An 11650-nucleotide genomic window follows, 5' to 3' on the forward strand; every position below is an offset into this window, starting at 1 on the left:
CCGCAGGGGGCCAGGAGAGCCCGGGCACAGCGAAGGGGTCCGGGCATCCCAGCCCCCGCAGGGGCCCAAAGGGCCCTCTACGGGCTGCTCGGGCCCTCCGGAGTGATCTTCTGCCTATCGGCCTTCCGGAGCGGCGCAGGGGGGATCACAGGGCCTCCGACGGGCAGCCCGAGGAAGGCCCGGACTGCGGCGATGTCGTCGGTGGCATCGGCGAGGCGGGCAGCGGCGTCGAACGCCCTGGACTGGATACGCTGCACCTCCTGCGGGATGTCCGCGATCGGGTACCCGGCGTCGGCGAGCATCCGCACGCACGTCTCCAGGGAGAACAGCCCGGCCTGGTAGCCCTTCGCGGCCTGCTCCAGGGCCTCCGCCTTGTCGGTGGGTACGTGCGGGCCCCAGACGAGCTGACCGGCGGGCAGTTCCCCGCTCGGCCAGCCGACCTGCCCGGCCTGGAAGAGGCGGCCGACCATGCGCAGCAGGATCTCGTACTTGTGGGCGCGGGCGAGCCGCATCTCCCCCACCAGGGCATCCAGCGGCCCGAGGGCGAGGGCGAGCGCGTACCCGGACGGCACCTCGGACGGCTGGACGGTACCGAGCCCGGACGCGGTCAGCCGGCTGTTGCCCGCGAGCCGGTCGAGGAGGTGGTCGGTGCGTTCGCGCAGCTCCCGCAGCTGAGGGGAGGTGTCCAGGGTGGACATCGAGCCGCCCTCGTTCAGGGACCACACCGTGCCGGCCTCGACCCGCAGTGGCACCGCCGCGCCGGTCGTGCGGTCCTTCGGGAGCCGCACTCCGGACAGGGCGACGATCGGCGTGCCGGTCGTGCCGGACGCGGCCGAGGAGTCCGTGTCGGTTGCGGCGACCTCGTCGAGGATCTGCATCACCCGGGAGATCACCGGCTGTCCCCAGTGCTCGCCCACGTCCGGGATGGTGTTGGTGAGGTGCACGACTGGGAGGAAGTCGATCTGCAGGTCCAGTCCCTGGAGGACCTGCCCGTCCCGCCGGACCCGGTAGGTCGCCTTGTCGGCGGGCAGCGTGTACACGGTGTGCCCGGCCCTGAGGTCTTCGAGCAGCCACTCGGCGTCGGTGAGGTAGCAGGTGACGCCGGCCGGGCGGTCCGGTGCCCACGGGTAGGTTCGGGTGACCTGGCCCGTCGCCGGGTCTGCCCGGTCCCCGGGCAGCAGGACCCGTTCCCCGTCCGGCCCGGTCGCCCACTCCCGGTAGGCGCTGCCCTTCTCCGGGATCACCGGCACGGTCGCCCCGCTGATCGGACCCAGCTCGTAGGTGATGCGGCGCAACCTGGCCTTCTGCCCGGTGGCGGGGTCCTCCGGCAGCTCCCACGCGAAGTGCACCCGGGCGGGGAACTGCGCCGAGTCGACTTCGTCCTCGGTCCACTCGGGGTAGAAGAAACCGGGGTCCATCGTCCGCAGGACCGGCCTCCCGGCCTGGGCGTCCCAGGCGAGGGTGAATAGGCCGTCGCCGTAGCGCACCGCGGACCGCTCGGCCTGCTGCATCCGCATCGGCAGCAGCTCGCGGCGGGCCCACGCCCGGAGCCGGTCCTGGACGTCCCGGGCGAGGGCGGCTTCCGGGGTCGGCTCCCCGCCGTCGCCCTCGGCCCCGGGCACGACGATGCTCTGCGACGCGCCGAGGAGGTAGTTCAGCGCCGCCGCGTTGAGCTTCGCCGGGTCGCCCAGCTCCCGCCGGTCCACCCCGGATTCGTCGCCGGCCGCGTAGGCGAGCTGCCCGGCCTGATTCTGGTCGTAGGCGGCGAGGATCTTGTACGCCTGGAGGCGCCGCAGGTCCTCCGGCGGCACCCAGCCCGCGGCGAGGTCCCCGAACGGGCCGATGCCCCGCCGGGGCGCGGTGGCCATGATCGGCTTGTAGTTCAGCCATGACCAGCCGTCGATAATCAACTCGCGCAGGCCCACGATGCTGCCCTCCCAGGCAACCAGGCCCCACGCCAGTGGCCACCCTACGGGGTGGGCAACCGGAAGCCGCCGGGGAAGTTACAGGCCCAGACGACGCAGGGTCTCCTCGTGGAGCAGGCCGTTGGAGGCGACGGCGTCGGCGCCACCCGGGCCGGGGACGCCGTCCAGGCCGGTGAAGCGGCCGCCAGCCTCCTCGACGATGATGCAGTTCGCCGCCATATCCCACAGCGACAGCTCCGGCTCGGCGGCGATGTCGACCGCGCCCTCGGCGACCATCATGTAGGACCAGAAGTCGCCGTAGGCGCGGGTGCGCCAGCAGGCCCGGGTGAGGTCGAGGAACGGGTCGAGGCGGCCGCGCTCCTCCCAGCCGGACAGCGAGGAGTAGGAGAAGGAGGCGTCCTCCATCCGGGAGACGCCGGAGACCTGGATCCGGGAGGCCTTGGCGAGGCTGCGGCCGGCGTAGGCGCCGAGGTCCTTGGCGGCCCACCAGCGGCGGTTCAGCGCGGGGGCGGAGACGATGCCGACGACGGGGCGCTCCACGCCGTCCGGGCCGTCCTCCAGCAGGGCGATCAGGGTGGCCCAGACCGGGACGCCGCGGATGTAGTTCTTGGTGCCGTCGATCGGGTCGATCACCCAGCGGCGCGGACCCGAGCCCTGCAGGCCGAACTCCTCGCCGAGCACGGCGTCGCGCGGGCGGGCCCGCTGCAGGACGCTGCGCACCAGCTCCTCGGCGGCCTTGTCGGCGTCGCTGACGGGGGTCAGGTCGGGCTTGGTCTCGATCTTGAGGTCGAGCGCCTTGAAACGCTCCAGGGTGACCGAGTCCGCCGAGTCGGCGAGGACGTGGGCGAGTCGGAGGTCGTCGTGGTAGTCGGCCATGGTCGAAACCCTAGCCGCTAGCCGTCGCCGCAATCGGCAGCAGCCCACCAGGTAGGAGCCGCAACCGGGGGTCCTCCACGACGCGGCGCCACTGATCAGACCGCGATGCGGCAACCCTCGTCGAAGCCCTGCCGGTCGACCATCACCTTCTGGGCGGGGGTTATCTTCGCCCACTCGGCGTCGCACAGGGCCGTGTCGCCCTGCCGTCCGCCGGACTGGACGATGGCGAGCTGGGCGTAGCGGCCGACGACCTTGGAGGCGTCGCGGTTGCGCTCGGGGTCGCCGAGCCACTTCGCCGCCCACTCCGGGCTGCCCTCGGTTGGCGAGGCCGACGGGGCCACTGCCTGTCCCGCCCCAGGCGCCGGGGCGGTGCTGCTCGAAGTGCAGGCGGACAGGCCCGAGACGGTCGTGATCAGTGCTGCTGCGGCAACAAGCCGCGCCCCCGTGTTCATGAGGGCAGACGGTAGCAGGGTCCACGAACAGTTCCGGCCGCAGGTCAGGGGCTATGCCGCTCCGCCGTCGGCCACCGGGGCCGCCCTCTCCGCGATCTGCGCCCACAGGCCGGCCGGGTAAAGGTCGACCTGCAGTGCGAGTTCCAAGCGGACGATGGTGGCCGTGTCGGCGAGCACTTCGCCGGCCAGCACCCGGTTGACGGTGCCGTGGGAGACGCCCGCCCTGCGGGCGACCTCCCGCGCCGACCACTTCAGGGCCTTCATCCGGCCCTGAAGCTTCAGCACGAGGGCGCGCCCAATCACGGCTTCCGGTGGTGCATCCGGCACGAGTTCGGCGTCCGGCCACTTCCCGGCCGTGAAATCGGCCGGTGGCAGTTGATTGCGCGGCACCCCTCGTCCTCCCGGTACTGCTGGCGGCGCTGACCACCCCATCCTGCCCGGTTCCGAGGATCTTCCTTGCATTGCCACAGGTGGACCATTTATGGTCCACCTGTGGCGCGCCGCGTCACCCGTGCGGAACGCCCCGCCGACGAGCCCGAGCTGTGTTACGGCCAGCGGGCTTCACCGGTGTTGTCGGCGGGCGTCCGCGGCGGTCACCCGCTGGAGGAGGAGAGCGTGGCACCCGCCTTCTTCGCCGGCATCGACTGGTCCGAGAACCTGAACGACCTCGTCGTGGTGGACCGGTCCGGGGAGGCCGTCGCCAGCCTCCGCTTCGAGGCGACACCGGGCGGCATCCGCAGCGTCCTCGCGGTTCTGGCCGGGCTCCGGACCAGCCACACGTTCTCCCGCCGGTCGGTGCCGGTCGCAATCGAGGCCAGCCGCGGCCTGCTTGTCACCGCGCTGCGCCGCCACGGCCAGACCGTGATCCCGATCCACCCTTCCACCGTCGCCCGCTACCGGGGCCGCCTCAACCCCGGCAACCGGAAGAAGTCCGACGCCGGGGACGCCACGCTCCTCGCCAACATCCTGCGCACCGACGGCCACGCCCACCGCGCGCTGCACACCAACTCCGAGGACGCCGACGCGGTCGGCGCCCTGACCCGCGCCCAGCTCCGAGCCTCCCGGACCCGCCAGTACCACTACCTCCAACTGCGTTCACAGCTGCGGGCGGTGCACCCAGCCGCCGTGACCGCCTGGGCGCACCTGGGCGGCCGACTCATCCGCCCCGAGGCGCGGGAGTTGATCGCCCTCGCCCCGACCAGCGGCCAAGCCGCCCGTCTCACCCGCAGGCAGATCCGCGCCGCACTCGAACGCTCCGGCCGGACCCGGCTCCTCGACTCCGAGACGGACCGCCTGTTCGCCCTGTTCCGCGAGCCGGTCCTGCACAACCCCCCGGCCGTGGAAGAAGCTCTCGGCCAAGAAGTCCTCACCACTCTGCGGTTCCTCGGCGAGGCATCCCTGAGCGTTGACGAACTCACCGCCGCAGCCGGCGAGTTGTTCAGCCAGCACCCACAGAGCCACATCTACCTGTCCTTCCCCGGTGTCGGACTGCTCACCGGCGCCCGCCTGCTCGGCGAACTCGGAGACGACCCAGCACGGTTCGCCACCGCGAAGGGCCTCGCCGCCTACGCCGGGGCCAGGCCGTTCACCTGGGCGAGCGGCACGTCCCACACCGTCCTGCACCGCAGGGTCGCGGCGAACAAGCGCCTGGCCGGCTACGGGCACCGCTGGGCATTCGCCTCGCTGACGAAGTCCCCGCAGTGCCGGGCCCACTACGACAAGCGGCGGGCCGCCGGCGACCGGCACAACGCCGCACTGCGCCGCCTGTTCGGCAAGCTCCTCGCCTCACTCCACCACTGCCTCCTCCACGACGAACTGTTCGCCCCCGAGGCAGCGTGGCCACGACCCCCCGGCCCTGCCTGACGCCTCGGGCGGGTGGACGGGCGGCCGGGCCGGAGCAACGCCTGACAATCCACCCCGGGCCGCGAGCCCCGACGCGGGAACGGTGCCGCCCGGCCGCCTCTCCGCCCACCCGAAGCCAGCGCCCCGAGCCGGGGCAAGCCCACTTCACGAACCTGCGGAAGGACCAGCACTGATGCGCGGCATCCTCGACGAGAGGTACCTCAACACTCTCTGCGACCACCTACGCAGCACGCCACCCGCTGGCGGCGACTGGGTGACGCGCGCCCGCGCCTGGGCGTCCCCGCCCGGCAGCGGGCACCCGGGAGCAGCCCTCAAGGTCGCCGCCAACCGGCAGGCCCTCTACGAGGTCGCCGGTGACGCCAGGCTGCCGCTCCCTCTGGGCTACGGTCCGGCGTCCCGCTACCAGGCCATCGCGCAGGACAACGCGCTCGCGGTCACCCTCGCAGTGTTCGCGGTGATGGCCGCCACCGCGCCCGACGGGCAGGCCCACACTGCGGAAGGCCCCAGCATAGGCACGGTGCTCGGCGGTCTGCCCCGCCGCGGGAACGCCCAGGCGATCACCGCGAGGGCGACGATGCGGGCGATCGAGACGGTCAGCCGGCAGGCGATGTCCCGGCTCGTCCACGACGCCGCACGGGCCCGGGGCTCGGTGGTCGACCTGCGGACCGTTGCCGCACTCGGGTTCTTCGTCGCCGGAAGCAACCGGCCGCAACAGCTCGCGACGAACCCCACGGGGCACTGGCCGGACGCCCTTCACGGGCAGCTCTTGTGGACACCGGTGCACAAGGTCAGCGGGGACTTCGCCACCGCGATGGCCGAGTAGGCGCCTGGCCGCCTTTCCGGATCGGCGAATCCGGTTCAGGACACGAAGACCATCGGGGCGAAGGGGTTCGACCAGCCCTCCACGCGGACGGTGTACCCGAAGCCGACCAGGGCACTCACGACGGCGGCGGTCAGGGCGTGCGCGGCATGCTGAATCACGGCAAGCTCGTCGTCCTCGTAGGGGTCGACGGCGGCAGTCCCCACGCGCTTCTGCTCGGGCCGGTCCCAGCAAAGCAGCAGGTGCTTGTCGCCGAGATCGGCGCCCATCCCGCCGGGGTGTGTGTCGCGGCCGTCCCCGCTCTTCGAGTCCAGGTACATCGGGATGCCGATCTTGGCGAGGTCGGCCTTCACCCGCACGGTGAGGTCGGCGAGCGGGTGCCCGTCCAGGGCGTGCCGGTCGGCAGGCAGGAGCGTCATGGCCCGACCGTAGCGAGCCTGAGACCTGTGCACGGGGCGTTGACCGAAGTTGTTCGAGACCGCCCGTCCAAGATCGAATCCGGTCTCAGCCCTCCGGTGCGGGTGGCCGCCGATCCACCATCGGAAGTCACCCGCACCGCACCTCAACGCCTGCCGCGAAGTCGGCCGTCGTCCAGGCCCTGCGACAGAGCATCGAGCCCGGCGCCGGCGAGTTCCGTCAGGCCATGGACCGCGGCGTCCATCCGGTCCGGGGAGTCCATCCCCGGAACCCACGTCGCCATCTGGCCCTCCAGCTCCGGATAGTGACCGACGTGGTGGACACGGCCCTGCTCATATAGCTGTGCCACCGGCTCGGCCCTCAACCTCTTGCCGACCTTCGCGTTGACCTCCACGATCATCGGCATCAGCTGGCCTCGGGCCTCACCGTCTCGGGCGAGCTGGTCCCACGCCTGCGCGAGGACCTGCTTGGCCATGTTCCCGCCGTAGTTCGCCTCCACCACGATGGCGTCCGCCCGCAGGCTGAGCGCCAGCCGGCACGCGGTGAGGCCCCAGTCGTTCGCCCCGAGCGTGCCGGACTCGTCCGCGACGACGTACAGCTGCTCCTGGTAGTCGCAGGCGAGCCCGATGATGCCGGTCTCGTCGTTGACGGCGGAGTCCCCGCCGGACGGGTCGACCGCGACGACGACCCGGGCCATCTCCGCGCCGGCGAACTCCACCGGCGTCACCCGGGCCCGATCGATCCAGGCCCGCTGCCACACCCCGCCCTCGACCGGCCGGGGCTTCTGCATGAACAGGCTCCACCACACCCGCTCGCCGACCGCACGCCTGATCCCCGCGAGCGCCTTGTGCCCGTACCGGGCAGGCCACAGCGGCTGGCCGACCTTCCGGCCGAGCGCGTCGTCCGGGCTGTCCGCGATGGCAGGCAGGTCGATGATCGTCCAGTCGTCGGCGGTCTCGCCCGCGAGGATCCGCCCAGCGAGATCGTCTTCGTGCCACCTCGTCTGGATGACGATGACCGACCCGCCGGGCTCCACCCGCGTCAACAGGACGGCCTGCCACCACTCCCACAACCGCCGCCGCATCGTTGGAGATTGAGCTTCCGCGTCGTCCTTGATCGGGTCATCGACGATGGCGAGGTTCGCGCCCTTGCCGGTGAGGCCGCCGCCAACACCGGCCGCGAACAGGCCGCCCTCCCGGCCCGCGATGTCGAACCGGTTCGCCGCCTTCGACCCGGGGTGGAGCCGAATGCCCAACTGCTCGCCCCACTCGGTGATCGCATCCCTGATCCACCGGCCGTGGTCGTCCGCCAAGTCGGACGAATACGAGGCGATCATCACCCGGTGGTCAGGCTGCTGGAGGAGGTACCACAGCGGCGCCCACCGGGCCGCGCGGCGGGACTTGCCGTGCCGGGGCGGCATCGTCAGCAGCAGCCGCACCGACTCCCCCGCAGCGATCCGCCTGAAGGCATCGTCAACGAGGTCCAGGTGGGCGGCCTGCATCTCCCGGCCCTCGGTGAGCACCGCGGCGAGCGACCCAGGCGAGTGCCGCAGCGCCATCTCCCGCTCGACCTTGGCCAGGCGGGTGCGCAGCGCCGGGGACGCCTGGGCGGCGATCGCCCTGCGCCGCTCCGCAGGCAGCCGCCGGTACTGCTCGACCAGGCCGTCGGTCGCGCTCACTCGCCGTACCGGACCACGGCCGGGTCGGTCAGAGCAATCAGCGCCGCCAGCTCGTGACCGGTGGCGTCCGCTGCCAGCTCGATCGGGCCGCCGTCCTGCCCGGTGACCTCCGTCTTCGCCGGCTGGTCGAGGCCCAGCAGCCGCGCCCGCCGCTCCATGATCCTCAGCGCCCGGTCGATCGCCGGAAGGTCCCCGTCCTTCACCGCCTTGCGGTAGGCGACGAGGAACATCCGGTCCAGGCGGGCGTCCTCCACCGCCCGCAACTCCTCCACCGCGGCCTGCGACCCGGCGATCCGGTGTTCGAGAGCCTGCGTCACGTCCCGGTTGACGGAGCGGATCAGCGTCTCGTCGTCCGGGGCGGGGCGGCCCTTGGTGTACAGCTCGTGGCCGTACCCGAGCGGGTACGCGATCCGGTCGGAGTTGACGGTGGGGTCGGCGGCGAGCTTCCGGCCGACGGTCAGCGGGTCGGCGCCGGCGAGGCGCAGTTCTACGGCGTCGGCCCGCCGCCGTGCGATGGCGGCGCGCTGGGCCCGGTTGGGGCGGGGCATGGGCGCAGGTCCTTCGGGTGCGCCCCCGCGCCACCCCCATGATCCCCCATGGGGCGTACGTCCACGATCAAGGGCAACGGAAGTCTCCGGCCCGGCAACTCACTCGCGGAATCGCTCGGGGCGGCCGTACCGTACGGAAGTCCGCCCTGCGCGCGCCGGCCGGACGAAGGGAGGACGGGAAGGGTGGACGAGCGGCAGTTCGCAAGCATGGCAGGCCAGTTCATGCGTTCGAGCCTCGATTCGTGGCGACGCCCGCAGGGCCAGGCATTCGCCGTCCTCCACGCGGGAATCGGGTGCGAGCACCTCCTCAAGGCCCTGCTCTGCCGCTACGACCCGCTGCTCATCTCCGACAAGGCCGACTGGTCCCACCGCTTCCACGCGCTCGGCTTCGGCGATGCACCCGGAGTGAAGCCTCTCAGCGAGGCGAAGACCATCGGCATGGTCGAGGCGTTCAAGGTCGCGTCGACCACCATGCGGGGCCGAATGCCCATCGACGAGAAGGCGTTCCGGCCGGTTGCTGACGCCCGGAACAGCGTCGCCCACTACGCCTACCACGACGAGCAGACCGCCAGAACGGTCCTGGAGAGCGGCCTTCGGGTCGTAGAGGCCGTGCGCGCCGAACTCGGCCTTGACCCGGCCGCTTTCTGGGGTGAGTTCCGAACCGTGTTCACCGACCTGGACAAGGTGGCGGCGAGCCCGGGCCAGCCGGCGTGGGCCAACCGGCCGTCGCTGGAAGTCGCCGCCGAGGAGCAGGCGCTCGTCGAACGCGCCGCCGCCCGGCTGGTGCTCAGCGCCGCTGTCTCAGCGGCCGTCGAACTCGCGCCCGGGGGGTTCACGGATCGCGCCGACAACCACGAGCACGACACCGCTCTCACCGCCCTGGTGACGGGCCTCCGTGTCGCCGGCTCGCGGGCGCGCCAGTCCGCGACCGATCTGCTCACGGAGTACGGCGTGCTGCCGTTCCCGGCCCGGCCGGACTCCACCCACGCTTCCCCGGGTATCAACCAGCGGGCGAAGACCGCCATGGCGGTCAAGGTACTCATCTCGTCGAGCGTCATCGCCGGGCTGGTCGACATTTCGCGCACCGAACATCCTGACCTGCCGATTCTCAAGATCGTCGACACGATCGACCGCTCAGGTTGGCTGCGTGGCCGCCAAGGTCCTGACGACGGCTACCTCGGGTGGAGAAGATGTCCGGCGTGCGGATACAGCGGCACGGCGGGAGGGAACCTCACCGCCGTGCCCTGCGAGTGCTACGACACGGACTGCGAGCACCCGGGCCACCAACTCGATGTTGGTGTCGCCGAGTCGTTCTCCTGCCTGTTCTGCGGGCTTGCTCTCACGGACGGCGAGGAGGTCGCCCTCGCCGGAGTCGCCCACCGGGACGCCTGACCAGACCAACCCAACGGCACCCAGGAGGAGCGGCCCGGCCGGTGGGTGCGCGGGCCGCCCGCCCCTGGGCGGGTCGGTGCTCCGCCCGGCCGGACCGCCGACCGGGTGTGAGGAGCCTGTGGTGAGTGCCTTGGGGAAGCAGGCACTCGGCCCGCTCAACGAAGGTGCCTCGCCCGGGGCACGGTGGGTTGCTCTGTCGGGGGGACGTGGGTGCGATCGGCCTCGGTGTCGAGCGGCTGGTTCGCCTTTCCTTCGCGACTGGGCCGGTGCTACCTCGGCCGATGACTCCGGGTAGCCTTGGCGCGGTGCCCGCCGGTACCGCGAGACGCACAATCTTGAGGGCCATCACCGGCGGGCACCGTCGTGTCCGGCCCGGGTTCTCGGGCGGCGGTCACCGCAGATGGCCGACGCGGCGCCCCAAGGACAGGCCGAGGCGGCAGCGGGCGGGTGCGGCGGGCGTATCGGTCGCTTCGACCGGCCGCCCAACTGCTCCGCCCACCGCCGCACCGCCGACTACGCGGCGGGTTCGTACTCCACGGTCGTGGTCGGGCACTGCTGGGCGATGCCGGCGAGCGCGCCGGCCTCGGCCGGATCGGCGGCCAGGCTCCAGCGGAGCTTCGTGGAGACCCACTCGGCGGCGTAGCGGCAGTGGACAGCGGCGAGCGGCGGGAGCCATTCGAACGGGTCCTTGTCCGCTTTCGACCTGTTCGACTTCGCGGTGACCGCGACGAGCGTCAGCGGGCTGCCCTGGTCGTTGGCGTAGGCCTCACGGCGCCCGGCATTCCAGGCATATCCACCGACTGGCAGGGAGCGTCATTCCGAACGTGCCATATTCCTCGTGCCGGGGCGCGCGGCGGTAGCCGCCACGCTCGCCTACGGATCGAGCCCCTCAAGCCAGTCGGCCACGGCCAGGGACTGCTGTAGATCTGGTCCGAAGAGGTCGGGGTTGGCCTGGGCGAGGGTGCGGTAGCGGTCGACGGCTTCCTCGACGGCGGCCAGGCCTTCCGCCCGCCGGCCCACCTCACCCAGCCGGACGGAGAGGTTGTTGAGGGCGCTGGCGAGGTCGGGCAGGTAGGCGTCGGGGTTGGCCTGGGCGAGGGTGCGGCGGATGGCGACGGCTTCCTCGACGGCGGCCAGGCCCTCCGCCCGCCGGCCCACCTCACCCAGCCGGTTGGAGAGGTTGTTGAGGGCGCTGGCGAGGCCGGGCAGGTAGGCGTCGGGGTTGGCCTCGGCGAGGGTGCGGCGGATGGCGACGGCTTCCTCGACGGCGGTCAGCCCTTCCGCCCGCCGGCCCACCTCACCCAGGTCGACGGAGAGGTTGTTGAGGGCGCTGGCGAGGTCGGGCAGGTAGGCGTCGGGGTTGGCCTCGGCGAGGGTGCGGCGGATGGCGACGGCTTCCTCGACGGCGGCCAGGCCCCCCGCCCGCCGGCCCACCTCACCCAGGTCGACGGAGAGGTTGTTGAGGGACATGGCGAGGTCGGGCAGGTAGGCGTCCGGGTTGGCCTCGGCCAGGGTGCGGTAGCGGTCGACGGCTTCCTCGACGGCGGCCAGCCCTTCCGCCCGCCGGCCCACCTCACCCAGCCGGACGGAGAGGTTGTTGAGGGCGCTGGCGAGGTCGGGCAGGTAGGCGTCGGGGTTGGCCTCGGCGAGGGTGCGGCGGATGGCGACGGCTTCCTCGA

The 11650-nt window shown here is 72.2% G+C and carries 11 protein-coding genes and 1 pseudogene; 3 read left to right on the plus strand and 9 right to left on the minus strand.

What is annotated here, in order from left to right:
• Nucleotides 1-77: 77 nt before the first annotated feature.
• The 4 genes from ACF1AK_RS02965 to ACF1AK_RS02980 form a co-directional block, all read right to left on the minus strand.
• Nucleotides 78-1925 carry a hypothetical protein gene (locus ACF1AK_RS02965; protein ID WP_391496994.1) on the minus strand — a complete coding sequence of 616 codons (1848 nt, stop codon included), beginning with the start codon at nucleotides 1923-1925 and terminating at the stop codon, nucleotides 78-80.
• A 78-nt stretch (nucleotides 1926-2003) separates the two neighbouring features.
• Nucleotides 2004-2801: a histidinol-phosphatase gene (gene hisN, locus ACF1AK_RS02970; protein ID WP_391496995.1), complete on the minus strand. Its 798-nt coding sequence runs from the start codon at nucleotides 2799-2801 to the stop codon at nucleotides 2004-2006.
• Nucleotides 2802-2896: 95 nt separating this feature from the next.
• On the minus strand, nucleotides 2897-3142 hold the full coding sequence (locus ACF1AK_RS02975) for a hypothetical protein (protein ID WP_391496996.1): 246 nt from the start codon (nucleotides 3140-3142) through the stop codon (nucleotides 2897-2899).
• A gap of 162 nt (nucleotides 3143-3304) precedes the next feature.
• Entirely contained in the window at nucleotides 3305-3643 is a 339-nt protein-coding gene (locus ACF1AK_RS02980) for a helix-turn-helix domain-containing protein (RefSeq protein WP_391496997.1), read from the minus strand.
• 102 nt (nucleotides 3644-3745) lie between these two features.
• Between ACF1AK_RS02980 and ACF1AK_RS02985 the strand changes: the two genes are divergently transcribed.
• Both ACF1AK_RS02985 and ACF1AK_RS02990 read left to right on the plus strand, forming a co-directional pair.
• Nucleotides 3746-5116, plus strand: a complete 1371-nt coding sequence (locus ACF1AK_RS02985; RefSeq protein ID WP_391496998.1) for an IS110 family transposase — start codon at nucleotides 3746-3748, stop codon at nucleotides 5114-5116.
• Nucleotides 5117-5288: 172 nt separating this feature from the next.
• Nucleotides 5289-5939 carry a hypothetical protein gene (locus tag ACF1AK_RS02990; RefSeq protein ID WP_391496999.1) on the plus strand — a complete coding sequence of 217 codons (651 nt, stop codon included), beginning with the start codon at nucleotides 5289-5291 and terminating at the stop codon, nucleotides 5937-5939.
• Nucleotides 5940-5974: 35 nt separating this feature from the next.
• Here the strand turns inward: ACF1AK_RS02990 and ACF1AK_RS02995 are convergent, their stop codons facing one another.
• From ACF1AK_RS02995 to ACF1AK_RS03005, 3 genes are all read right to left on the minus strand, one after another.
• Complete coding sequence (locus tag ACF1AK_RS02995; protein WP_391497000.1) at nucleotides 5975-6355, minus strand: hypothetical protein; 381 nt, start codon at nucleotides 6353-6355, stop codon at nucleotides 5975-5977.
• A gap of 143 nt (nucleotides 6356-6498) precedes the next feature.
• Nucleotides 6499-8031, minus strand: a complete 1533-nt coding sequence (locus tag ACF1AK_RS03000) for a terminase large subunit domain-containing protein (protein ID WP_391497001.1) — start codon at nucleotides 8029-8031, stop codon at nucleotides 6499-6501.
• Nucleotides 8028-8579 carry a hypothetical protein gene (locus ACF1AK_RS03005; RefSeq protein WP_391497002.1) on the minus strand — a complete coding sequence of 184 codons (552 nt, stop codon included), beginning with the start codon at nucleotides 8577-8579 and terminating at the stop codon, nucleotides 8028-8030. The genes ACF1AK_RS03000 and ACF1AK_RS03005 overlap by 4 nt, the downstream gene beginning before the upstream one ends.
• A 183-nt stretch (nucleotides 8580-8762) precedes the next feature.
• Between ACF1AK_RS03005 and ACF1AK_RS03010 the strand changes: the two genes are divergently transcribed.
• The gene (locus ACF1AK_RS03010; protein ID WP_391497003.1) at nucleotides 8763-9971 is read left to right on the plus strand and encodes a hypothetical protein; all 1209 of its coding nucleotides are present in this window, start codon (nucleotides 8763-8765) and stop codon (nucleotides 9969-9971) included.
• A 513-nt stretch (nucleotides 9972-10484) separates the two neighbouring features.
• Here ACF1AK_RS03010 and ACF1AK_RS03015 read toward each other — a convergent pair.
• Nucleotides 10485-10769: pseudogene (locus tag ACF1AK_RS03015) on the minus strand (HNH endonuclease); the annotation flags it as partial.
• 75 nt (nucleotides 10770-10844) lie between these two features.
• Nucleotides 10845-11650 (minus strand): tetratricopeptide repeat protein (locus ACF1AK_RS03020; RefSeq protein ID WP_391497004.1); only part of this gene is annotated, 806 nt, incomplete at its 5' end.

It is taken from the genome of Kitasatospora sp. NPDC015120 (genome assembly GCF_043080305.1).
Classification (GTDB): Bacteria; Actinomycetota; Actinomycetes; order Streptomycetales; family Streptomycetaceae; genus Kitasatospora.

Bases quoted from the DNA above. Each gene is read 5' to 3' on its own strand.
- hisN (WP_391496995.1), bottom strand. From the start codon at position 2,801: ATGGCCGACTACCACGACGACCTCCGACTCGCCCACGTCCTCGCCGAC.
- ACF1AK_RS02990 (WP_391496999.1), top strand. From the start codon at position 5,289: ATGCGCGGCATCCTCGACGAGAGGTACCTCAACACTCTCTGCGACCAC.
- ACF1AK_RS02995 (WP_391497000.1), bottom strand. From the start codon at position 6,355: ATGACGCTCCTGCCTGCCGACCGGCACGCCCTGGACGGGCACCCGCTC.
- ACF1AK_RS03005 (WP_391497002.1), bottom strand. From the start codon at position 8,579: ATGCCCCGCCCCAACCGGGCCCAGCGCGCCGCCATCGCACGGCGGCGG.